22 protein-coding genes, 1 tRNA gene and 1 other RNA gene are annotated in these 22,154 nt (G+C 67.3%); 13 read left to right on the plus strand and 11 right to left on the minus strand.

Annotated features, from left to right (window positions below; genetic code table 11):
* The first annotated feature begins 76 nt into the window (after positions 1 to 76).
* Positions 77 to 997, plus strand: coding sequence for an oxygenase MpaB family protein (locus AS031_RS14755; protein ID WP_058268914.1), 921 nt, complete (start codon positions 77 to 79; stop codon positions 995 to 997).
* A gap of 62 nt (positions 998 to 1,059) precedes the next feature.
* Here the strand turns inward: AS031_RS14755 and AS031_RS14760 are convergent.
* Positions 1,060 to 1,144: transfer RNA gene (locus tag AS031_RS14760), tRNA-Ser, on the minus strand.
* A gap of 289 nt (positions 1,145 to 1,433) precedes the next feature.
* Between AS031_RS14760 and AS031_RS14765 the strand changes: the two genes are divergently transcribed.
* The 4 genes from AS031_RS14765 (at position 1,434) to recR (ending at position 6,195) form a co-directional block, all read left to right on the plus strand.
* Positions 1,434 to 1,754 (plus strand): YqfO family protein, encoded by a 321-nt coding sequence (locus tag AS031_RS14765; RefSeq protein ID WP_058268915.1) that lies wholly within the window; start codon positions 1,434 to 1,436, stop codon positions 1,752 to 1,754.
* A 44-nt stretch (positions 1,755 to 1,798) separates the two neighbouring features.
* Positions 1,799 to 1,895: signal recognition particle sRNA small type (gene ffs, locus AS031_RS19580), an RNA gene on the plus strand.
* 50 nt (positions 1,896 to 1,945) lie between these two features.
* The gene (locus AS031_RS14770) at positions 1,946 to 5,521 is read left to right on the plus strand and encodes a DNA polymerase III subunit gamma and tau (protein ID WP_074446993.1); all 3,576 of its coding nucleotides are present in this window, start codon (positions 1,946 to 1,948) and stop codon (positions 5,519 to 5,521) included.
* Positions 5,522 to 5,595: 74 nt separating this feature from the next.
* The gene (gene recR / locus AS031_RS14775) at positions 5,596 to 6,195 is read left to right on the plus strand and encodes a recombination mediator RecR (RefSeq protein WP_058268917.1); all 600 of its coding nucleotides are present in this window, start codon (positions 5,596 to 5,598) and stop codon (positions 6,193 to 6,195) included.
* A 50-nt stretch (positions 6,196 to 6,245) separates the two neighbouring features.
* Here the strand turns inward: recR and AS031_RS14780 are convergent, their stop codons facing one another.
* Entirely contained in the window at positions 6,246 to 7,358 is a 1,113-nt protein-coding gene (locus AS031_RS14780) for a hypothetical protein (RefSeq protein ID WP_228379643.1), read from the minus strand.
* A 252-nt stretch (positions 7,359 to 7,610) separates the two neighbouring features.
* Here AS031_RS14780 and AS031_RS14785 point away from each other — a divergent pair, with 252 nt between their 5' ends.
* Positions 7,611 to 8,969: an aspartate kinase gene (locus AS031_RS14785; protein ID WP_058269045.1), complete on the plus strand. Its 1,359-nt coding sequence runs from the start codon at positions 7,611 to 7,613 to the stop codon at positions 8,967 to 8,969.
* Between the two features lie 115 nt (positions 8,970 to 9,084).
* Here the strand turns inward: AS031_RS14785 and AS031_RS14790 are convergent, their stop codons facing one another.
* Both AS031_RS14790 and AS031_RS14795 read right to left on the minus strand, forming a co-directional pair.
* A complete protein-coding gene (locus AS031_RS14790) occupies positions 9,085 to 9,300 on the minus strand; it encodes a hypothetical protein (RefSeq protein ID WP_058268918.1) in 216 nt (71 codons plus the stop codon).
* Positions 9,301 to 9,452: 152 nt separating this feature from the next.
* Entirely contained in the window at positions 9,453 to 9,695 is a 243-nt protein-coding gene (locus tag AS031_RS14795; RefSeq protein WP_058268919.1) for a hypothetical protein, read from the minus strand.
* A gap of 77 nt (positions 9,696 to 9,772) precedes the next feature.
* Here AS031_RS14795 and AS031_RS14800 point away from each other — a divergent pair, with 77 nt between their 5' ends.
* The 4 genes from AS031_RS14800 to AS031_RS14815 are packed head-to-tail and all read left to right on the plus strand — an operon-like array spanning position 9,773 to position 12,158.
* Entirely contained in the window at positions 9,773 to 10,249 is a 477-nt protein-coding gene (locus AS031_RS14800; RefSeq protein WP_058268920.1) for a MarR family winged helix-turn-helix transcriptional regulator, read from the plus strand.
* Positions 10,246 to 10,854, plus strand: a complete 609-nt coding sequence (locus AS031_RS14805; protein ID WP_228379644.1) for an SSI family serine proteinase inhibitor — start codon at positions 10,246 to 10,248, stop codon at positions 10,852 to 10,854. Before AS031_RS14800 ends, AS031_RS14805 begins: the two co-directional genes overlap by 4 nt.
* Complete coding sequence (locus tag AS031_RS14810; RefSeq protein WP_058268921.1) at positions 10,823 to 11,803, plus strand: hypothetical protein; 981 nt, start codon at positions 10,823 to 10,825, stop codon at positions 11,801 to 11,803. Before AS031_RS14805 ends, AS031_RS14810 begins: the two co-directional genes overlap by 32 nt.
* The gene (locus AS031_RS14815) at positions 11,784 to 12,158 is read left to right on the plus strand and encodes a hypothetical protein (RefSeq protein ID WP_058268922.1); all 375 of its coding nucleotides are present in this window, start codon (positions 11,784 to 11,786) and stop codon (positions 12,156 to 12,158) included. Before AS031_RS14810 ends, AS031_RS14815 begins: the two co-directional genes overlap by 20 nt.
* A 134-nt stretch (positions 12,159 to 12,292) precedes the next feature.
* Here the strand turns inward: AS031_RS14815 and AS031_RS14820 are convergent, their stop codons facing one another.
* Both AS031_RS14820 and AS031_RS14825 read right to left on the minus strand, forming a co-directional pair.
* Positions 12,293 to 15,622: a S8 family serine peptidase gene (locus AS031_RS14820; protein WP_228379645.1), complete on the minus strand. Its 3,330-nt coding sequence runs from the start codon at positions 15,620 to 15,622 to the stop codon at positions 12,293 to 12,295.
* Between the two features lie 114 nt (positions 15,623 to 15,736).
* On the minus strand, positions 15,737 to 15,922 hold the full coding sequence (locus tag AS031_RS14825; RefSeq protein ID WP_058268923.1) for a hypothetical protein: 186 nt from the start codon (positions 15,920 to 15,922) through the stop codon (positions 15,737 to 15,739).
* Positions 15,923 to 16,223: 301 nt separating this feature from the next.
* On the opposite strand from AS031_RS14825, the gene purS reads away from it, so the two are divergent.
* Genes purS through purL form a run of 3 tightly spaced genes read left to right on the plus strand, consistent with a single transcriptional unit; the run spans position 16,224 to position 19,556 of the window.
* Positions 16,224 to 16,475, plus strand: coding sequence for a phosphoribosylformylglycinamidine synthase subunit PurS (purS, locus tag AS031_RS14830; protein ID WP_045730009.1), 252 nt, complete (start codon positions 16,224 to 16,226; stop codon positions 16,473 to 16,475).
* A gap of 1 nt (position 16,476) precedes the next feature.
* The gene (gene purQ, locus AS031_RS14835; RefSeq protein WP_058268924.1) at positions 16,477 to 17,250 is read left to right on the plus strand and encodes a phosphoribosylformylglycinamidine synthase subunit PurQ; all 774 of its coding nucleotides are present in this window, start codon (positions 16,477 to 16,479) and stop codon (positions 17,248 to 17,250) included.
* A complete protein-coding gene (gene purL, locus AS031_RS14840) occupies positions 17,247 to 19,556 on the plus strand; it encodes a phosphoribosylformylglycinamidine synthase subunit PurL (protein ID WP_058268925.1) in 2,310 nt (769 codons plus the stop codon). Before purQ ends, purL begins: the two co-directional genes overlap by 4 nt.
* 67 nt (positions 19,557 to 19,623) lie before the next feature.
* On the opposite strand, the gene AS031_RS14845 is transcribed toward purL, so the two are convergent.
* From AS031_RS14845 to AS031_RS14865, 5 genes are all read right to left on the minus strand, one after another.
* Entirely contained in the window at positions 19,624 to 20,304 is a 681-nt protein-coding gene (locus AS031_RS14845; RefSeq protein WP_228379646.1) for a hypothetical protein, read from the minus strand.
* A gap of 271 nt (positions 20,305 to 20,575) precedes the next feature.
* Positions 20,576 to 20,869: a DUF503 domain-containing protein gene (locus AS031_RS14850; RefSeq protein WP_058268926.1), complete on the minus strand. Its 294-nt coding sequence runs from the start codon at positions 20,867 to 20,869 to the stop codon at positions 20,576 to 20,578.
* Between the two features lie 15 nt (positions 20,870 to 20,884).
* Positions 20,885 to 21,205, minus strand: coding sequence for a putative quinol monooxygenase (locus AS031_RS14855; RefSeq protein ID WP_058268927.1), 321 nt, complete (start codon positions 21,203 to 21,205; stop codon positions 20,885 to 20,887).
* Complete coding sequence (locus AS031_RS14860; RefSeq protein WP_058268928.1) at positions 21,202 to 21,726, minus strand: DUF1990 family protein; 525 nt, start codon at positions 21,724 to 21,726, stop codon at positions 21,202 to 21,204. The genes AS031_RS14855 and AS031_RS14860 overlap by 4 nt, the downstream gene beginning before the upstream one ends.
* Positions 21,727 to 21,730: 4 nt before the next feature.
* On the minus strand, positions 21,731 to 22,138 hold the full coding sequence (locus AS031_RS14865) for an MmcQ/YjbR family DNA-binding protein (RefSeq protein WP_058268929.1): 408 nt from the start codon (positions 22,136 to 22,138) through the stop codon (positions 21,731 to 21,733).
* Positions 22,139 to 22,154: the final 16 nt, after the last annotated feature.

Below are 22,154 nucleotides of genomic sequence, written 5' to 3' on the forward strand. Positions count from 1 at the left end.
CTGCAGGGTGCGGGGTTTCTGTGGATAACCCGGGGCCAGGAGGCCCTGCCCCTAATGATCCGGGCCACAATGGGATATGCGGACCTTTCTCCGGAAATGGCAGGAAGAACTCAAAAAGACCTTCACAGGGCGTTCCGACGCGCCCCCTGACTGGGCGCTGCGCCTCGAGGACGGCGACGATCCCGGATACCACCTTCCGGGCTCGGCCGTGTGGGCAGTGCACGGCTCCATGTCCCCGATCGTCGCCGGCATCAGGACCCTGCTGATGCAGTCGCTCCACCCGGGAGCATTGGCCGGCGTTCACGAGCATTCGAACTTCCGCGACGATCCGCTGGGCCGGCTGGCACACACCATCCGCTGGATCTTCACTGTGACCTATGGTTCGCGGGAAGCTGCCGAGGAGGCATCCGGCCGGGTCCGTCGGCTGCACGCGCCGGTTCAGGGGACCTACCACGCCAACGACGGCGGGGCGCGCAGCTACAGCGCGAACGACCCCCGGCTTGGTTCCTGGATCCACCTCGCCTTCACGGACGCCTTCCTGGCCTCGCACAAGCTGTGGGGCGGCAGGATTCCCGGCGGACCGGATGCATATGTTGGCGAGTGGGCGCAGGCCGGCCGGCTGATGGGTGTTGACCGGCCACCGTTGACGGAGTCGGCCATGCGGGACGAGCTGGACCGCTGGTACCGCAGCGGCGAGTTGCGGGCCGACGAACGGGTGGCGGAGACGGTGGACTTCATCCGGAACGCGCCCCTGCATCCGATACTTCGTCCGGGCTACCGGATCCTGTTTGCCGGGGCGGTCTACAGTCTTGAGCCTCGGTACCGGGAGATGCTGGGATTGTCTGTTCCACGGCTGGGCCCGTTCCCGCTGCCGGTGAGGCTTGCCACCAAGGCCGTCCTCGGCGTCGTACGCCTTGCACTGGGTCCCCGGGGACCCAGTGAGCTGGCGGCGCGGGCCAGGCTGCGGAGGCTGGGACTGTCCGTTGCGGATGCCTGACGGCTTTTGCCACTGGAAACGCGAAAGCCCGGCCCGGATATCCGGGCCGGGCTTTCAACCGGCGGAGAATGGGGGATTTGAACCCCCGAGGGCGTTAACCCAACACGCGTTCCAGGCGTGCGCCATAGGCCGCTAGGCGAATTCTCCAGCTGCTCTTGAACCAAAAGCAGATACTAGAGTACCTGATGTTTCGCGCAACGCCCAATCGGCCGTTTTCCGGGCCTTCCGGCGCCCTGCTCCACACCAGAAATGGGCGCCCCCAATGCGCCCATTCCACCGGACACCGTTGAACTGCCGGGTCCGGCCCGCCCAGCCAGGCCCCGCAGCTCACAACCTTGGATTGCCCAATCGGTGTACATGCCCATGATCCCGGCCACTGCGGTGATAAGCAACGGACAACGGCCCCTGGCGGGGCGCGGATTGGCACGATGGAACCATGAAGATTCATGCGCTGGTGGCCTACTCCCCCGCCACCCACACCGACCTTGTCCTGAAAGCCATCGGCGACGCCGGCGCCGGCAGGCTGGGCAATTACTCGCACTGTTCCTTCGTGTCGCCCGGCACGGGCCGTTTTACTCCGCAGCCAGGCGCCAGCCCTTTCATTGGCCAGGCGGGGACCGCCGAAGAAGTGGCTGAGGACCGGATCGAATGCGTCGTCGAAGAGGGACGGCTCGGCGCCGTGGTGGCCGCCCTGCGGGCTGCACACCCTTACGAGGAACCGGCGTTCATGACCTGGCCGGTGAAGGGCTGGCGCTGAGCGGCGCCGATTCGAGTAGAGCCCGATGTTCGGGTAAAGTATCTGACGGCCCCTCATGTGGCGTCATCCTGTTGAACTCCCCCAGGACCGGAAGGTAGCAAGGGTAGACGGGCTCTGGCGGGTGCATGGGGGGTCTTTACTATTCCCCCACAGGGCGGCTGTTGTCAGCCCGGATTGGTAGGGTTTTTCCTGTGACAGTTACTACCGCTCTCTACCGCAGGTACCGCCCGGATTCATTCGCGGACGTCATCGGCCAGGAGCACGTCACCGGTCCCCTGATGACGGCCTTGCGCAAGAACCGGGTCAACCACGCCTACCTGTTCTCCGGTCCCAGGGGCTGCGGCAAGACCACCTCCGCCCGCATCCTGGCCCGCTGCCTCAACTGTGAGCAGGGCCCCACGGACACGCCCTGCGGCGTGTGCCCCAGCTGCGTCGAACTCGCGCGCGGCGGCTCCGGCTCGCTGGACGTTATCGAGATCGACGCCGCCAGCCACGGCGGCGTGGACGATGCCCGTGACCTCCGCGAGCGCGCCACCTTCGCCCCGGTCCGGGACCGCTACAAGATCTTCATCATCGATGAGGCCCACATGGTCACCTCGGCGGGGTTCAACGCCCTGCTGAAGATCGTCGAAGAGCCGCCGGAACACATCAAGTTCATCTTTGCCACCACGGAGCCGGACAAGGTGATCGGCACCATCCGCTCGCGCACCCACCACTACCCGTTCCGGCTGGTGCCGCCGGAGCCGCTGATGGCGTACCTGGAACAGCTCTGCGGCCAGGAGAACGTCCCCGTGGCCCCGGGCGTGCTGTCACTGGTCATCCGCGCCGGCGGCGGCTCCGTCCGTGACTCCCTCTCCGTCCTGGACCAGCTGATGGCGGGCGCCGGGCCCAACGGCCTGGACTACGAACTCGCCGTCGCCCTGCTCGGCTATACGCACGCGTCACTCCTGGACGACGTCGTCGAGGCCGTCGCTGCGTCAGATGCCGCCACGGTGTTCCGCGCAGTGGACCGCGTGATCCAGACGGGGCACGATCCCCGCCGGTTCGTCGAGGACCTGCTGGAACGGTTCCGGGACCTGATCATTGTCCAGGCCATGCCGGAAAGCGCGCAGGCGATCCTCCGGGGGATGCCGGCCGACCAGATTGCCCGACTGCAGAACCAGGCCCACAGCCTCGGCGCTGCCGAGCTCTCACGGGCGGCGGATGTCACCAACACAGCCTTGACCGAAATGACGGGGGCCACTTCCCCCCGGCTGCATCTTGAGCTGCTGTGCGCCCGGATCCTGCTGCCCGGCTCGGACCAGAATGAGCGTGGCATGGCGGCGCGCATCGAGCGCGTTGAGCGCCGGCTGAACTACGCCGGGAACGACGTCGGTGCTCCCGCCGGCCAGGGTGTGGCCCCCGCCCCAGGTGCCGCTCCGGTTGCCGCCCCCGCCCCGATTCCACCCTCCTCGACGCCACTGCCAGCGGCTGCGGATCCCTCGTCCGGGCAGGCTCCATCGTCCCGCGTCCCGTCCGTCCAGGAGTCCGGCCCTCGGCCTGGCCTTGGCCAGGACAATGCCGGCGGGCACGGTCCCGCAAGCGCTGCGGACCCGGCGGCGGTGTCCGGGGACCGGCCACCGATGGCGGCCCCACGGGTAAGCACCAACGACTGGCCTGTGGAACAGGGCAACGGCCGTCCCAACAGCAGCCGCACCGGCACCCCCGGCGCAGCCGGCACCTCTCCTGCCCAGGCCCCGTCGCAGCCCCCCGTCCCGCCGGCAGCCGCCCACCCGGCCACTCAGGAACAGTCACCGGAGGCAGCAGGCACGCACGGGCAGTCCGCGCCCGTAACTTCACAGCCCCAACCCGAAGCAAACGCCTCCCGTGAAAGCACCAGGACCCCTGCGGACACCGGCGCCGCTGCGTCCGGCCCGGCACGGACCGCTCCTGCCGGAAACAGCGCCGCGGAAACTCCGTCGGCAGGCCCGGCCTCAGTTCCCGCGACCCCCGCTCCGGCAGGACCGGCAGGCGTGGGCGACGTGGAGGTACTGCGCCGGGCCTGGCCGGATGTCCTGCAGACGCTGTCCAGGATCAAACGCAGCACCTGGGCCCTGGTGGAACCGAATGCGCAGGTCAGCGCCTACGACGGCACCGTCCTGACCCTAAGCTTCACCACGGCAGGCCTGGCCGGCGCTTTCGGCCGTGCAGACCACTCCGACAACCTCCGGCAGGCCATCCACAAAACAGTGGGCATCGACTGCCAGATCAACGCTGTGGCGGCGGGCGCAGGCCGAGCGAGCGCTGAGCCAAACCCAAAAGCACCCGTCAGCAAGGCGGCCACGGCCAGTTCGGCTGACGTGGCCTGGGGCCTGGCGCCCGCTCCGGTGGCCGCGCAGGCCGCAGGCACGGGCAGTGCCCCTGCACGAGGTGACGGGCCTTCCGGCCAGGGGGACCAGCCGGTTGCCGGCCGCCCGGGTTCCCTGACAATGGCGGCCAGCGGCCACGGGGTCTCCGAGAGTGACCGCCGTGAGGACTCCGGGCTGCCCGGGTCCGGCGGGGCCGGTTCACGCGGGTCCGGCCGTCTCATGAAGGACGGCTCCGGCGTGCCCGCCGTTGCAGCCGGCCCCATGGGACCTGCAGGGTCTGCCGCCACCGGTGAAGCTGGTCAGGGCACCGGGTACGGCGCGCCCGGACAGAGCTCAACTGGACCGGGCACAACTGTTCAGGGCACAACTGGTCAGGGGGCAACTGGACAGGTTGCCACCGGGCGGGGCGGGGTCGGCCAAGCCCCGGATTCCTACCCGGACCTTGCCGGCGACTACTCCTACTCGGATGATGACTGGGGTCCGCCCCGCGATGAGGACGCTCCCCCGCTGGAGGAAGAACCTCCCATGGACTGGACACCGTCCAACTCCGCGAACCCGACCCGCCCCGCGAACGCGTCCGGCCCGGCAAACCAGTCCAGCCATGCCCGCGGAACAGTCACGTCCTCCGCGCCGGCGGCCCCGTCGGCCCAGCGGCCCGAAACCTCCGGCCCAGCCCCGGCCGCCCAACATCCGGACAGCCAGCGTCCGGACAGCCAGCGTCCGGACAGCCACTCGGGCGCACCCCACGACCCCTGGACCCGGGCAGTGGAGCAGGCGCCGGGAGTCTGGGTGGTGGGAACCGAGAGCAACGTGGACAAGAAGCCCGCCGCGTCAGGCTCAGGCGCGGCATCGGAGGGAACCTCCGCCGCCACGGGTGGCACCGCCGTCCCGCATTATGAGCCGGCGACCGCCCAGATACCGCCGTCCATTCCGGTCACGGCGGCAGCCGGACAGGCACGCAACCCGGATCCGGCAGGGGCACCGTCCCGTGGCGGAACCACAGCACCGGCTGTGGCCCGCGAGTATGCCATGGCAACCGTGGCGCCCGCGCAGGCACCGGCCCCCGCATCGTCTCCGGCCGGTGCCACAACATCTGCCCCGGCCCCGGCACGGGTCCAATCGCCGGTCCAGTCGCCGGCCGAGGCACCCCGGGAATCATCCCCCGGTCCGGCCGCGTCAGCGCGGCAAAGCCTCTACCAGAGGCTGTCCAACAGCCCGGAGGCCGAAGCCGGACGGTCCAAGGCACCGGCACGGGCGGCCACCGCGGCCGTCACCTACGTGCAGGACATCCCCAGCGCCGACGACGAAACCATCGAGGAATCGGGTGTGTTCGGGCGGGCGGCCGTGGAGCGTATTCTGGGCGGAAAGCTGATCGAGGAGCGCTCGGCCGACGGCAGCCCCATCGCCCCGCGCTACTGACCCGCACCCCGGCCCGGCACGCCGGCTGAAGCCATTGATCTGCCCGCAAACAACGTCAAGCTAAAGAGGGAATTGTGTACGAAGGTGCTGTCCAGGAGCTGATCGACGAGCTCGGACGCCTTCCCGGGGTGGGACCGAAGTCCGCTCAGCGGCTGGCTTTCCATATCCTCGAAGCAGATCCCCAGGACATGAAGCGACTGGTGGACGCCATCACCACCGTCAAGGACCGCGTCAAATTCTGCACGGTCTGCGGAAACGTCACGGAGCAGGACCTGTGCAACATCTGCCGGGATCCCCGCCGGGACCCCGCCGTGATTTGCGTGGTGGAGGAGTCCAAGGACGTCCTCGCCGTGGAACGCACCCGCTCATTCCGCGGGCGCTACCACGTGCTCGGCGGAGCCATCAATCCCATTGCCGGTGTGGGTCCGGAACAGCTCCGGATCCGTGAGCTGCTGACCCGGTTGAACGATGGCGCCATCCAGGAGGTCATCATCGCCACGGACCCCAACCTGGAAGGCGAAGCGACGGCCACCTACCTGGCCCGGATGCTCAAGACCATCGGCATTACGGTCACCCGCCTGGCGTCCGGCCTGCCGGTGGGCGGAGACCTAGAGTACGCGGATGAAGTCACGCTGGGCCGCGCGTTTGAGGGCCGGCGGAACGCCCTGAGCTGACTGGAAGTCCTCAGCCTCCCGCTGCGTCCACCTTCGCGGCCGCGGCCGCCTCAGGACGAAGTACGACGACGGGACTCCGCCGCGTGCGCTCCGGCCAGCAATACGCCGGTCAGGGCAGCCTGCAGCAGCAGTCCCACGGCCGGCAGCGGCACGTGCGCTGCGTCCATGCTGCGCGGCTCACCATTGACGCAAGGCACCTGGGTGCCGTCGGCAGCCCTCTGCAGCTCGGTGGCGAGCCAGCCGAAGAGCTGCTGCCCGCCGCCCGAATCCCCCACCAGCATGACCAGCACCACGGCAGGGCTCGCCGCGGGGAGCCACATGATCCGCTCGGTCCGGTACACCTCGGCACTTCCGGCGGGCACCCGCGAACACGTGTAGGCCACGGGAGCGCCGTCCGTGGCCCGCTCAACATTCAGCGCCACGGTCACCGGCTCCTCGGACCGCACCACAGGGACCAGGAACGTGGCCGCGGCAACAGTCCCCACCACCAGGAGCAAGGCCAGCAGCCAGCCGGCCGCCGCGGCGATGGCCGGCTGCCGCACCAGCGCACCGAGCGCCGCCCCCATCGCGCCAAACAGCGCCCCTTCGACCGCCGCGATGCCGGCAGCGTAGAGCGCAACACTTCCGGGTACACCAGCAACCGCTGCGTGCAGCGAAAGGCCCGCCAGGACAAGCACCGCGAAAACCATGCCCCGCAACGCAGCGGCAATCAAGGCCGGGAGTGCTGCGGCTGCCTGTTCCTCACGCCCGCCGATCCGTCGAACGCCGCCAAGGCCCCACTGCATCCCCAGCAGTGCTGCCGCCGTGGGCAGCAGCAGGGACGCCAGGGCTGCGGTGAACTGTCCGCCGCCAACCCATCCGGCCGGGTCCTCTTCAATAACGCCCACCAGCCAGACCATGACCCCCACGACGGCCCACGTGGCGCAGGCTGTGCCGGCTGCAGCAGCCCAGAACGGCAGCGACCGCAGGCCGCCCCGGAAGTCCTCCACTCCGGCACGTGCCACCGCCCGGAAGCCTGGTCCCGCAGGCGGCTCACCGCCGTCGTCCTCCCACGCAACACCGGCCCCGTCGACGCCCTGGCCCGGCACGCCCCTCCGGTCCCCAATGGGTTCGAAGTACGGCTCCGCCGCGGAGCTTCCCGGAGAATGCCGGTCATCGGCCACGGAGATCCACCTTTCCGGGTCGGGCACCGGCGCCCGCGGCACCGGGCGGCCTGCGCCCCTGTTGGGTTACAGCTGCCTCCATCGTGGGCCAGCCCCGGCGGGGTGTCCAGACCCTGTATGCGGCCGGTCCGGGAGCCGGCATTCGGTCACAATTCAACGGGGCGGTCCGGGCGGCGATAAACTGTCGAAGGAAGCCGCGCCGCCAGGCTCCTGGCCTCCAGAAATCCAACTGATCCGATGAAGGTACGCGCCATGAGTACGCCCACCACCGAAGTGCACAATGCCACGCAGCCGCAAGGACTGCCCGCCGCCGGTGCGGTAACCAAACAGCTCATTGTGCAGAAGTTCGGCGGCTCCTCCGTCGCCGACGCCGACGGCATCAAGCGCGTGGCCGCCCGGGTGGTCGCGGCCCAGCAGGCCGGCAACGAGGTTGTGGTGGTGGTATCCGCCATGGGCGACACCACCGACGAGCTCCTTGATCTGGCCGCAGAGGTCACCGATTCCGCCCCTGCCCGCGAGATGGACATGCTCCTCTCCGCCGGCGAGCGCATCTCGATGGCGCTGCTGGCCATGGCCATCAACAAGCTGGGCGCATCCGCCCAGTCCTTCACCGGTTCCCAGGCCGGCATGATCACCGACGGAATCCACGGCAAGGCACGCATCATCGACGTCGACCCGCACCGCATCCGCACCGCCCTGGACAAGGGCAACATCGCGATTGTGGCCGGGTTCCAGGGCATGAGCCGCACCACCAACGAAATCACCACCCTGGGCCGGGGCGGCTCGGACACCACGGCCGTGGCCCTCGCCGCTGCCCTGGAAGCGGATGTCTGCGAAATCTACACGGACGTGGACGGCATCTACACCGCTGATCCCCGGGTAGTCCCGTCCGCCCAGAAGGTGGACACCATCTCCAGTGAGGAAATGCTGGAGCTCGCGGCGTCCGGCGCCAAGATCCTGCACCTCCGGTGCGTCGAGTACGCCCGCCGGTTCGGCGTGCCGCTGCACGTCCGTTCCTCATTCAGCCAGCACGAAGGCACCTGGGTCATCCCCAGCGCCGAAGACAAGATCACCACACAAGAGGGAGTTGCCTTGGAGCAGCCAATCATCTCCGGCGTTGCGCACGACCGCTCGGAAGCCAAGGTCACGGTCGTTGGCGTTCCGGACATTCCCGGCAAGGCAGCCGCGATCTTCCAGGTCATCGCCGACGCGCACTCGAACATCGACATGATCGTCCAGAACGTGTCCACCCACGGCACCGGCAAGACGGACATCTCGTTCACGCTGCCCATCGTCGAGGGTGCGGACGCCTTGGCGGCCCTGCACGCCGCCCAGGACAAAATCGGCTTCGAAACCATCGAGTACAACGAGCAGATCGGCAAGTTGTCCCTGATCGGTGCCGGCATGCGCTCGCACCCGGGCGTCTCCGCCACCTTCTTCAAGGCACTCTCGGACGCCGGCATCAACATCAACATGATCTCCACCTCGGAAATCCGGATCTCCGTGGTGACCCACGCCGATCTCCTGGATGAAGCCGTGCGCGTGATCCACAAGGCCTTCAAGCTGGACAGTGACAAGGAAGCCACCGTCTACGGCGGCACCGGCCGCTGACCTGCACCGGGCAAGCTAAAGCCGGGTTTCCGTCCACGCATTATGGACGGAAACCCGGCTTTCCGTTTTGAGGGGGCCAAACCGCAGAGGGCCGGCAGGCCGGGACGGGAACAGGTCAGCTGTCCCGCTCGAGGTCTTCACGCCGGACGGCGTAATGGTGGCCGGTTGAGTCCGTTTCCACCACGAAGTGCGAAAGGTCCTCCTCCGATGCCTGTTCGAACTCGTCGTGCTTGTGAAGCACCGGAGTGTCGGCGTCGAGGCGCGTCGCAGGACCGAAGAAGAAGCGGAGCCGGTCGGTCATGCTCATGAATCCGCTGAGTACGTGTGCCACTGTTTCCCACCCCCTTCCCCGGTGTGAGGAAATGAGCCGCCGGTCCCGCCCGGGGCCGGTGCCCCTATTTTACGCCGGGGCGGTGCAAAAGGATCCGGGATTCCGGCGGCCCGCCGCCCCGTCGATTTCCCCAACAGGGCGGTGCCGGCAGGTCAGCGCAGCGACTTGTCGCCCGGGTCCTTGGGAACCACGTAGGTGCTGCCGTCCGGCCTGGTGACGGTTTCCCATTGCTGGGTCTCGGCCTGCCTCTGTGCCAGCAGCCTGCGGTTCTCCTCCGTCATGTCATGCCCGAGCGAAGAGCGGTTGGCCGGCCCGAAGATCACCCGCAGCTTGCCGGTGGCCCGCATGAACCGCTGGGAAGCGTTGCCCCTGTCTTCCGTGTTGCGCCTGGCCATGAACCTTTCCTTTCATCTGACATGATACCTACGAAAAGTGTACGCTAATTATTAGTGCACTAACAGTTGGAGGGCTGATGACCACCGCAGAGGAAACCCGTGAAGACGACCTGCTCCTGGAACACCAGTTGTGCTTTGCCCTGACCGTGGCATCGCGCAGCGTCGTGGGAGCTTACAAACCCGTGCTGGAGAAGCTGAACCTGACCCATCCGCAGTACCTGGTGATGCTGGCCCTGTGGGAGACCAGCCCGCGGACTGTCCGGAACATCAGCGAGGCCCTGGCCCAGGAACCCGCCACCATCTCGCCGCTGCTGCGCCGCCTGGAAGCCGCCGGGTTCATCAGCCGGCGCCGCGCTGACGGCAATGAACGCGCCCTGGCGGTGGAACTCACGCCTGCGGGAGCCGCCCTCCGGCAGGAGGCCCTCAAGGTCCCGGGCACCATGATGGACCGGCTGGGCCTTACCCGCGCGCAGGTCACCGAGCTGCACGCCACCATGATGAGCCTCATCGCCGCCACCTCCGCACCCGCCGGGGACGATAGAATCGAGCCATGACGAAGGCCCGGACCATGCGCAGCCTGTGGCCCTCCGCGGCCGCGCTGGCCATCACCGCCGGGCTGCTGACGGCGTGCACGGGCACCCCTGGCGGTGGGAACCAGTCCTCTTCCCCGGCTCCGGGATCCCCCTCCACATCCCCGTCCGCAACGGCGTCCGCGAGCGGGACGGCGTCATCCACCAGCCCCGCGCCGGACACCGAAACCACCGTGCCTGCACCCCCTCCGGGCGCTCCCACCGCACTGCCGACCGGCCCCGGGCAGGGCAATGCAGAACTGGCCATTACGGTGCTTCCCGGCGAAGGCGCGGCAGCTGTCAACTACACGCTGGTGTGTGAATCCGGCAAACCTGCGGCGGAAAGCAACCACCCTGCCGCCGACGCCGCCTGTGCTGCCCTGAAAAAGAACGCCGCACTGCTCAACAACTCCGCGCCCGGCAAGGACCAGGCCTGCACCGAGCAGTACGGCGGCCCCCAGAAAGCCACCGTTACCGGCATAGTGGATGGAACCGCCGTCGACTCCTCCTTTGCCCGGACCAACGGCTGCGAGATCAGCGCCTGGGAAGCGGCGAAGGATGTCCTTGGAGCAGCCGGTGGAGCAGTTTAGGGTCCTGGCGGCGGACGAGTGGCAGGCCCGGGAAGAAACACACCGGCGGCGCGTGGACCGCTACGCCGGCCCCTACCTGGAACGCCGCTCCGCCGGAATGAAGCACCCGGTGGAGGACTTCCTTTTCACGTACTACACGCACAAGCCGGGTCAGTTGCGCCGCTGGCATCCGGGCGCAGGCGCCGTCCTCACCGGCAGCGCAGCCGGGGAACGGCGCGCCTGGAAACACTACCGCCTGCTCGACGACGGCGAACTCGCCTCCCTCGGGCTGCCCGCCGGGAGCACGGCGGCCGCCTTTGACCGCGGCGCCTTCCTGGCCGACCGCCGCGAGGCCCTGGCTTTCGCGGACATCATTCTGCGGGGAACGGCGGCCCGGCCGGCTCAGTTCGGCTGTTTCGGCCTGCACGAGTGGGCCATGGTGTACCACCAGGACAAGTTCGAACTCCGCCACGAATACCTGGACCTGAGGCTGGGCGCCGCCGGCACGGACGCGGTGGTGGAAGAGAACCGGATCCGCTGCACCCACTTCGACGCGTTCCGCTTTTACACGCCGGATGCGTCTCCGCTCAATGAATTGCGGCCCACCAGGGAATCACAGCGGCACCTGGAGCAACCCGGCTGCCTGCACGCGAACATGGACCTCTACAAATGGGCCTATAAACTGCTGCCCGCGCTTCCCAGCGAACTGGTGATGGACTGCTTCGAGCTGTCCTGGCGGATCCGGGCCATGGACATGCAGGCGTCGCCGTACGACCTCTCCGGTTGGGGTTATCCGCCCATCCGGATAGAAACCACTGACGGAAAAGCCGACTACGTTTCCCGGCAGCGGGGCTTTGCCCGGGAAGCGGCCGTCCTCCGCAACAGGCTGGCCTCTGCCTTGAGCTCCCTGTCTGCGGCGACGGACTTGGCCCCGGAGGAAGGACAGGACCATGAGCGCGGAGCAGCCTGACCCCCGGTCGCTGGACCTGGCGGTCACCCTGAGTGAAACCCCCGACGGCCCCCACCACGAATTCACCCTGCGGGCCGTCCACGGCAAACTCTCGTCCGGCTCCACCGTGCCGGATCCGCAGGCCGCCCTCGATGCAGTCCTCAGGAACGGGGAAGCGGTGTTTTTCCCCGTTCCGGGTCCCCCGCGCCTGTGCACCCAGCAGTACGGCGGACCCCAGCAGGCGGTTGTTACGGGCACCTTCGGCGGCAGGCGGGTCCACACCACGCTGACGCTCACCGACGGCTGCGAGATTGCCCGCTGGCGTGCCCTCGCGCCGCTGCTGGGTGGAACCGCCGGTACTGCAGGCAGGACCTAGGCGTCCGGGTGGCTTAGCGGAGCACGGGACACCGGCATCACGGAAATGGCCGGCGGATCTGATGATCCGCCGGCCATTGCCGTTGTGTCGCTTGCTGCCGTGCTTTTTACGAGAGGTTTTCCGAGGGAACGGCCCTAGACGCCAAGGTCAGCGCTCCCGGACTCGTCCTGGAACTCCTTCTTCTTCTTTTCCTTCTTGACCTTGTCCTTCTTGTCCTTCTTGTTTGGATCAGTCTGCTCATCATCCGGCAGCGAGGCACTGGTGCCCGGAGTCACGACGACCGAGACAAACGTGGGGACAGCCCCACCGGAGTAGTTCACCCGGCCGATGTACGAACCGGGTTCAAGGTTCCGCCAGGACAACGTCACGTCACCGGACGTACCGTTCGGCAGGCGCAGCGGGTTGGGGCTGACGGATGCGTTGCCGACGTTCGCGCCCAGGACCGCCGCATCCAGGGAAGCCTTGGTGGGCTGTCCGTTGGGGCTCGCGTAGAGGTTTGCGAACATCGTGTACACGCCGGCCTTGGGGTTGCTGACGGAGACCGACTCACTGGCTGACACCGTCTGGGAGGCAAGCTGCTTTCCGTCCGGGGTGAAGACCAAGAGATCGAAGTCGGCGTTCTCGTCCGAGGAGAAAACAGAGAACTTGGCCAACGGCGAACCGGCCGGAACCGTCACCTGCTTCATGGCGTTGGAGGCGTTGCCTGCCAGGGCCAGCGGCCCCGGAACCAGTTCGACTGCCGTCGAATCGGCTTTGGACAGGCCGTCCACGGTCATGCTCACCGGGGCATTCGTGCCGGACACCACGGGGATGGTGCCCTGGCCGGTGCCGCCCGTGGAACTGAAGGCAACGTTGGCCGGCGCGACGACGGACTGCGGCCGGACGGCGATGGGCGAGGTGACGGTCTTGCCCGCACCCTGCCAGGCCAGGCTTCCCATGGCGAACTGTCCGGTGGGGGCGCCGGCGTTCTCGAACCTGACCTTGAAGGTGCGCTTCTCGCCCACCGCGCTGAAGTTCAGCACCGACGGCGTGACCGTCACCTTTACGCCCGGAACGTTCGCCTGGGCGCGGTAGATTCCGGGCGTCAGGGCCGTGACCGTGCGGGTGACTTCGGTCCTGCCGGTCAGGGAACCCAGAGCAAACGAGGCCAGGTTCATGTCCCGGGGCGCCGTGCTGCCCAGGTCAGGAATGCCAAGGTCCAGTCCGGTCCCCTGGATGAACCTCAGGTAGTCGGTGTCATTGGCGTCATACACCAGGCCCGGATCCAGGACCTTGGCGACGGACACCTGGCCCGCGCCGGTGGCGAAGACGTCGGTGTTGCGGCTGCCGTCAGCGTTCTTGACGTCCGAGGCGGTGGTCATCATGGCGGACTTCACCGTGGCCGGAGACCAGGTGGGGTTCTTTCCAAGGACCAGGGCACCAAAGCCGGCAACGTGCGGCGCAGCCATGGACGTGCCGGACATCATGCCGAACTGGGCACCGCCCTCACCGATGGGCGAAACACCGGCGAGCACTGCCACGCCCGGAGCCGCGACATCCGGCTTCAGGAGGTCGGAGTCGGTGGCCAGGAGAGGGCCGCGGGAGGAGAATCCAGCGATCTGCGGCTGGGGAGCCTGCGGCAGGCCGGTGCTGTCCTTGTTCACCAGGGCAGCCTTGATGGCGGGGTTGGCCGCCAGCTTGTCCTTGATCTGCTGGGTGGCCGGAGGATTGACGTGCACGGTCGGAACAGCGTGCTGGTCCACGTCCTCGGAGGACGGCGTGACGTTGACGAGGATCATGCCTACGCCGCCGGCGCGCTTGACCTCGGCGCTCTTGGCCACGCGGTCAATGACTCCACGGTCGCACACCACGATCCGTCCGGAGACCTTGGCAGGGTCCAGGGTGTTGGGCCCGCACAGCTCAGGGCTGGCAGCTCCGGCCGCCGCGGCCGAGGCGGCAAGCACCAGCGGGCTGGCCGGCACGTTGTTGGCCATCAGGCTGGCGCCGCGGAACTTGCTGCCGTCCTCGAACTCCACGGTCCCCTGAAGTTCCGTGGAGAAGGAGGAAGCGGCAACCGTGGTGAGCCAGGGGGCTCCATGGTTCACCGTGCTGGCGGTGGGGCCGCTGTTGCCGGCGGAGGCGGAGACGAATACGCCTGCGGACGCCGCCGAAAGGAAGGCCAGCGCCACCGGATCGGTGGTGGTGGAGGTGCTGCCCGAGATGGAGTAGTTCAGGACGTCCACGCCGTCCAGGATTGCCTGGTTAATGGCCGCCACGGACGCGGAGCTGTAACAGCCGCCCGTGTTGGGATCCGTGTCCTCCCAGCAGACCTTGTAGATGGAAAGCTTGGCTGCCGGGGCCACACCGCCGGTAATGCCCATGTCCCGGCCGCCCAGGTTGGCGCGGACGTTGGCGTTGCCGGCCGCCGTGCTGGCGGTGTGGGTGCCATGGCTGCCCACGTCGACGGGAGACAGCCGTTCTTCGGGCGCCCGGTTGGCCGGGGGGACGTACTTCTTGAAGTCGTCGGCGAAGTAACGGGCGCTGAGCACCTTGGAGTTGCAGGCGGTGCCGTCGAAGTCGGCCCCCGTCCCTTCTCCCTTCTGGCATTCGCCCAGGAAGGTGTCGCCGTCGGCCTTCAGCATGGCGATCTTGCCGTCCGCCGTCCGGTAGGGCACGCCGACTTCGGGGTTGCCGGTCAGCGGCTTGACCTCGGACCCGGCAAAGAAGGGGCTGGAGGGGGTGTAACCGGAATCGATGACGCCCACCACTACGCCCTTGCCTGCATTGTCGGTGCCGCCGAAGGTGCTGTTCCAAATGCCCTGGGGGCCGGAGAGGTTCAGGAAGTCGGTGGTGGAATAATCCGGAGCGTTCTCGGTGTCCGGGGCAACCATCAGGACTTTCGGGTCCCTGGCCAGCTTCAGCGCCTGGTCGGCGGAGAGGTCGGCGGTGAAACCGTTGATGGCGGCAGTGAAGTTCCGCTTGATCTGGACGCTTTCGTCCTTGGCGAGTTCGCGCTGGTTGTTTTCCAGGTGCTGCTGGTAGCGCTGCACCTCCGGGCGCCCGGCGTCGAGCTTCTTGCCCGTGTCCGGTTTGGTGGCCGGGAGATCCCCGGTGCCGCCGGCATAGGTTGCGGCAGGCTTTTCGGTCATCACCACGATGTACCGTCCGGCCTGGTAGTCCTTGGGATCAAGGTCCTGTTTCTGGACCGCCGGAACCTGTCCGGCGGAGGGGGCCGCCGTTGCCGGCGTGGCTGCCACTGAGCCGAGGAGCAGCGGGATTCCGACAGAGAACGCGGCGGCCCTCCGGAATCCACTGGCCCTTACAGGGCTTTTTCCAGTTGATTTCACGTGCACCCTTTCACGATGAACCGGCCAGTCAGGATTGGAGGGCCGGAAACGACGGGCGTGGTACAGGGAATTACAGATTTTGTAATCCAATAAGACCAGCCGGTTCACAGAGTACAGACTGATAGCCGAATATGACATAAGGCACATAAGGGGAATTTTTGCCAGTCATACGGGGCTGGAGCAGGCGCCGTTTTCCAGGCAGGCGGGGCGGCCCCCGGAGCATGCGCCGAGGGCCAAAAACCGGGCGGAAGCCTACCGCCGGGGAGTCCGGACCACGTCGCTGATCCACTGCCGGGTCTTCTCGTCCACGGGACCGGCTGTACGGTTCCGCCGGGCATGGCGGTCGGCTTTGATCTTTTGGAAGACCATCCGGCCCAGGCCGGCAAACACGGCGGCGGCCATAACAGGCAAAAGGACGGACTTCGAATTCTCTGCCATCCCGCCATCTTAATGAAGGCCGGCGCCCAACTCCATAGCAGGTCAAGCCGTACTCCGCCCGACGGCCCGCATGTCCCCGCAGTGACGTACGTCCCCCGAATACAGAGTGGGGGTGCCGGGCCGGTAGAATGATAAGGCAAGCTCGCGGAGCGCCCCACCACAATGTCTGGAAGACGGCTGGAACACGGTCTGAAAACGGCCATCGACACTGCCTGACACAGCGTGTCCCCAACACCGGTACGGCGTGAGACGGCACCACTCCGCTGCGCCCTTACCCAAGCTCACGCACAGGAGTTGCCGGATGCCCCGGATCGTTGTTGACGTCATGCCCAAGCCCGAGATTCTTGACCCCCAGGGAAAGGCGATCGTCGGCGCTCTTCCCCGCCTCGGCTTCACCAGCTTCAGCTCTGTCCGCCAGGGCAAGCGGTTCGAGCTCACGGTGGACGGTGAAGTCACCGAGGAGATCCTGGCCCAGGCCCGGAACGCCGCGGAAACCCTGCTTTCCAACCCCGTGATCGAGGACGTCGTCAACGTCGAGGTCGTCGAGGCCTGAGATGACTGAGCTTCCCCTGATCGGCGAGGCCGTGGCCGTCGCCGCAAACCCGCGCCTCGCGGGCGCAAAGATCGGCGTCGTCACCTTCCCCGGGACCCTCGACGACCGTGATGCTGCCCGGGCCGTCCGCCTCGCCGGCGGCACCGCCGTCGAACTCTGGCATGGCGACACCGAACTCGGTGACGTGGACGCCGTCGTGATTCCCGGCGGGTTTTCCTACGGCGACTACCTGCGCGCCGGTGCCATCGCCCGTTTCGCCCCGCTGATGTCCAAAATCATCGACGCCGCCAACTCGGACGCCAAACTGCCTGTGCTGGGCATCTGCAACGGCTTCCAGATCCTCACCGAGTCGCACCTGCTGCCGGGCTCGATGATCAAGAACGACCACCTGAAGTTCCTGTGCCGGGACCAGGTGCTGCGTGTGGAAAACAACACCACGGCCTGGACGCTGGACTATGAGGCGGGCCAGGAAATCACCATCCCGCTGAAGAACCAGGACGGCCAGTACATCGCCGACGAGAAGACCCTGGACGCCCTGGAGGCGGAGGGCCGCGTCGCGTTCCGGTACGTCGGTTTCAACCCGAACGGCTCGCGCCGCGACATCGCCGGCATCACGAATGCCGCCGGCAACGTCGTGGGCCTCATGCCGCACCCCGAACACGCCACCGAACCGGGCTTCGGCCCCGAATCCCTGGACGGCATCGGCGGGTCCGATACCGACGGCCTCGGCTTCTTCACCTCCGTACTGACCAAGATTGTGGGAGGCGACAAGTGACCACCGAAACCACCAAGAAGTTCAACATCGACACCGTCGAGAACGCCGCCAAGACCCCGGACACCGAGCTGCCCTGGGCCGAGTTGGGCCTGAAGCGGAACGAATTCGACGAGATCGTCAAGGTCCTGGGCCGCCGCCCCACCGGTGCTGAGCTGGCCATGTACTCCGTGATGTGGAGCGAGCACTGCTCCTACAAGTCCTCCAAGAACCACCTGCGCCAGTTCGGCGAGAAGGTGACTCCGGAGATGAAGAAGGACATGCTGGTGGGCATCGGCGAAAACGCCGGCGTCACCAACCTGGGGGACGGCTGGGCCGTGACCTTCAAGATCGAATCGCACAACTCGCCGTCGTTCGTTGAGCCTTACCAGGGCGCCGCGACCGGCATCGGCGGCATTGTCCGCGACATCATCTCCATGGGCGCCCGCCCGGTTGCCGTCATGGACCCGCTGCGCTTCGGCGCCATCGACCACCCCGACACCGCGCGCGTCATGCACGGCGCGGTGGCCGGCATCGGCGGCTACGGCAACTCCCTGGGCCTGCCGAACATCGGCGGCGAAATGGTGTTCGACTCCGTCTACCAGGGCAACCCGCTGGTAAACGCGCTGGCCGTTGGCGTCATGCGCCACGAGGACATCCGCCTGGCCAACGCCTCCGGCAAGGGCAACAAGGTGGTCCTGTTCGGTGCGCGCACCGGCGGCGACGGCATCGGCGGCGCGTCCGTGCTGGCCTCCGAGTCCTTCGACGACACCAAGCCCTCCAAGCGCCCCGCCGTCCAGGTGGGCGACCCCTTCGCCGAGAAGGTCCTCATCGAGTGCTGCCTGGAGCTCTTCAAGGGTTCCCTGGTTGAGGGCATCCAGGACCTCGGCGCTGCAGGCATCTCCTGTGCCACCTCGGAACTGGCGTCCAATGGCGACGGCGGCATGCAGGTTGAGCTGACGTCCGTGCTGCTGCGCGACCCCACCCTGACCCCGGGCGAAATCCTGATGTCCGAGTCGCAGGAACGCATGATGGCCGTGGTGACGCCGGAGAACGTGGAAGCGTTCCAGGCCGTCATGGACAAGTGGGCCGTGGAGTACTCCTGGCTGGGCGAGGTGACCGATACCGGCCGCCTGATCATCACCTGGGAAGGCGAGGTGATCGTCGACGTCGACCCCCGTACCGTGGCGCACGACGGCCCGGTCTACGACCGCCCATACGCCCGCCCGGAGTGGCAGGATGCCGTCCAGGGCGACACCTTCACCGGGTCCGTGCAGGACGCAGGCCGCCCGGCCGCACCGGCGGAACTGGCCAAGGCCGTCACCGAACTCGTGGCGTCCCCCAACATGTGCTCCAAGTCCTGGATCACCAACCAGTACGACCGGTACGTGGGCGGCAACACCGCCATGGCGTTCCCGGACGACGCCGGTGTGGTCCGTGTGGACGAGGAAACCGGCCTGGGCGTCGCCCTGGCCACCGACGCCAACGGCCGCTACACCTACCTGGACCCGTACCACGGTGCGCAGCTGGCGCTGGCCGAGGCCTACCGGAACGTTGCCACTGCAGGTGCCATCCCGATGGCCGTCAGCGACTGCCTGAACTTCGGTTCCCCCGAGGACCCGGATGTCATGTGGCAGCTGGCCGAAGCCATCCGCGGCCTGTCCGACGCCTGCCAGGTGCTGGGCATCCCGGTCACCGGCGGCAACGTCTCGCTGTACAACCAGACGGGCACCACACCCATCCACCCCTCCCCCGTGGTGGCGGTCCTGGGCAAGCTCGACGACGTCGCCCGCCGCACGCCGTCGGGCTGGCGCGAGGATGGCCAGGCCATCTACCTGCTCGGCACCACCGCCGCTGAACTGGACGGTTCCGAGTGGGCCAACATGCGCGGCCACCTGGGCGGCCAGCCGCCGAAGGTGGACCTCGACGCCGAACGCGCCCTGGGCGAGATCCTGATCAACGCCTCCCGCGACGGCATGATCGACTCCGCGCACGACCTCTCCGAAGGCGGCCTCGCAGCAGCCCTGGTCGAGTCCTCGCTGCGGTACGGCGTGGGTGCCCGGATCGCGCTGCAGGACGTCATGGACCGCGACGGCGTGGACCTGTTCACGGCGCTGTTCTCCGAGTCGCAGGGCCGCGCCGTGGTGGGCGTCCCGCGCTCCGAGGAAGTCCGCTTCACGGACATGTGCACCGCCCGCGGCTTTGCGCACACCCGCATCGGCGTGGTGGACGCAGCCAGTGGACAGCTGGAGATCAACGGAGTGGACGCCCTGTCCCTCGACGCCCTCCGCGAAGCCCATGAAGGGACCCTGCCGAAGTACTTCGGCTAGTCCCCCCATCGATTGCTCCGTACTTGTCGTTTTGAACCGTCAGAACGACAAGTACGGAGCAGTCGTTTTAAGTGCCCGGGCGCCAGCCGGCCTGTGCCAGGGCAACAAGCACTTTGGCGGCGGCCGGCTTGGCGTCATTCAGCATATGGCGCTTGGAGATTCTGACCTCCGTCCACCCCAGGGCGGCGTGCCGTTCAGAGCGCGTGATGTCCTTGGCAATGATCGGGACATTGAGCTCCGGCTCCGGCAGGCCAGCCCGGACAATAGCGAGCCGCAGCAATGTTTCCTGCGGTGAATCCGAGCCCACCCGCACCAGTTGGATAGCCTCCTTAGCCTTGCGGATTCCCCGCTTGCCCTTGTGCCGGTCGATCATCCGCTGAAGATCGGCGATGGAGCAGAGCGGCAAGTCCCTACCCTCGAATTCGGGACGCGGCACACGGACACAAGCATCGCCCATGGCCACGATTTCATCCACGGACAACAGCTCGGCCATGTCGAGCCAGGTCCGCTCCGGTGTAGTGACGGGGATACCCTGATGCACCGTGACTTCATCCTCATAGAGCTTCATCCGGTGGACGATAACGTGCGGCCGGTCGAGATGCGCTTCGCCCTCGGGACGGATGATGTGGTGCATGTCGGGATTCTCCTTTCGCAGCCGAAGAGGCAGCGAAAGCAGCTCCGCGGCGGTGAGGTGGGATGCGGCGCATCGCTCGTTGACCTCAATGAAGGGCCGCACCTTGAGGCTCAAGGCGAGCTCCGCCGTCGGGCCGTCCGCCCTGATGCCCTTACCAAGCCTGTTAGGGAACGATGCCTCAAGCGCTTGGCCGAGACTCCTGCCCGTGCAGCCTCAGCCGCAGTGAAAGGACGGCCCTCAAGTACTCCCGGAAGCGGACGTGCGGTCTTCATTGCTACATCAGACCAAAACCGTGCAAGCTCCGCAGAAGTTATCCACACCCTTCATCGAGTGCCTCCGCCGTTTTGAGGCTTCTAAAGGGCGTTTACGGAGCAATCGATGGTGGTCAGTCTTCGCTGTGCAGGTCCCGGCGGCGGGCGCTGAGCAGCTCGACTTCCGGGCGTCCGGCAACAAAACGTTCGACGGCGTCAAGCACCTCCACGAGGTGGGCCCGGTCCCCTGCCACCAGGCCGGCGCCAAGCTGTGCGCGGCGGTACTGGCTGTGGTCCCCCACCTCGGCCACCGAGACGTCGAACCGGCGTTTGAGTTCGGCGAGGAGCGGCCGGATCACCGAGCGTTTTTCCTTCAGCGTGTGGACGTCGCCCAGCAGGACGTCGAACTCGATCCAGCCGATCCACATAGCCGGCAGCCTTCCTTACTCGATGGTGAGCTCGCCCATCCGGTCCCAGCCCTCGCCGTCGAGCTGGCGGCTGATGATCCGGGGCGTTTCGACCAGGGCCTGTGGCATGTCCGCCATGGCCTTCTTGAAGTGCGCGCTGTTGACGTGGTCGCCGGCGGCGTCGTCCTTGAAGGCTTCCACCAGGACGTACTCGTTGGGGTCATCCAGGCTGCGGGACCAGTCGAACCAGAGGTTGCCCGGTTCCTTCCGGGTGGCTTCGGTGAAGTCAGCCACCAGGTCCGGCCAGCGTTCCGACCATTCCGGCTTGACCTTGAATTTGACGACGATAAAGATCACTGGGACTTTCCTTCCGCGGCGAGTTTGCGTGCCCCTTCAATGTACCGGGAAGTAACGTACCGCTGGGCTGCGCGGGTCACCAGTCCGCCGGCGGCGTAGAACCAGTTGGCGGGTTTGCTGAACGCCCTGACGCGCAGGAACACTTCGCCGGCCGCGTCGATGACCGCCTCGAAGGATTCCTCACCGCGGGCTGGATGTCCCGGGAGCGTTCCGTATCCAAAGCCTGCCGACTGCGGCAGCCCCTCCGCCGCGGGCTCCTGCGCCCACACCACCTCACAGGGTGCGTTGAGGCGGAAAGGGCCGACGCCGAATCCGCTCACCACCCGTGCGCCCGGCACAGCCCTGGGCGAGTCGGCCCGGACACGGAGCCCGGCCCGTCGTTGCAGTTCCCACTCGAGGATTGCGTCGGCGAGGCGCCGGTACAGCGGCAGGCCGGAGCCGAGGTAAATCTCCTCCAGCACCCGGGCATACCCTTCCGGCGCCTCCCCGTTCCTGGTACCACCGATGCCCGGGTAGTCCATGCCCCTACTCAACGCCGCGTCCCAGCCGGGCCCAGCCAAGCCGCTCCTGCTGCTTGCGGCTGAGGGTGGCCACGACGAGGTCGTAGGAGTCCTCCACCATGTCCCGCACCATGTCGTCCGGCAGTGAACCGTCCAGGCGGACGCCGTTCCAGTGGGTTTTGTTCATGTGCCAGGCACCCGTGATCGCCGCGTGCGCCGCCCGCAACTGGACCGCCAGGGACGGCTCGCATTTGAGGTTCACGAAGAAATCGGCGGGGTCCATGGTGGACAGCGCAAAGAGCTTTGCCTCATGCCGGGCTCCGCCGGAGATGTGCGCCCGGACCTTGAACACCGACGTGTCCGGGCCAAAAGGGAAATCCTCGAAGGCACCGGGAAATGACAGGCAGATTGTCCGCAGGGTGGTGGGGTCCATGGACGAAGCCTATAAA

The organism is Pseudarthrobacter enclensis (assembly GCF_001457025.1).
Lineage (GTDB): Bacteria > Actinomycetota > Actinomycetes > Actinomycetales > Micrococcaceae > Arthrobacter > Arthrobacter enclensis.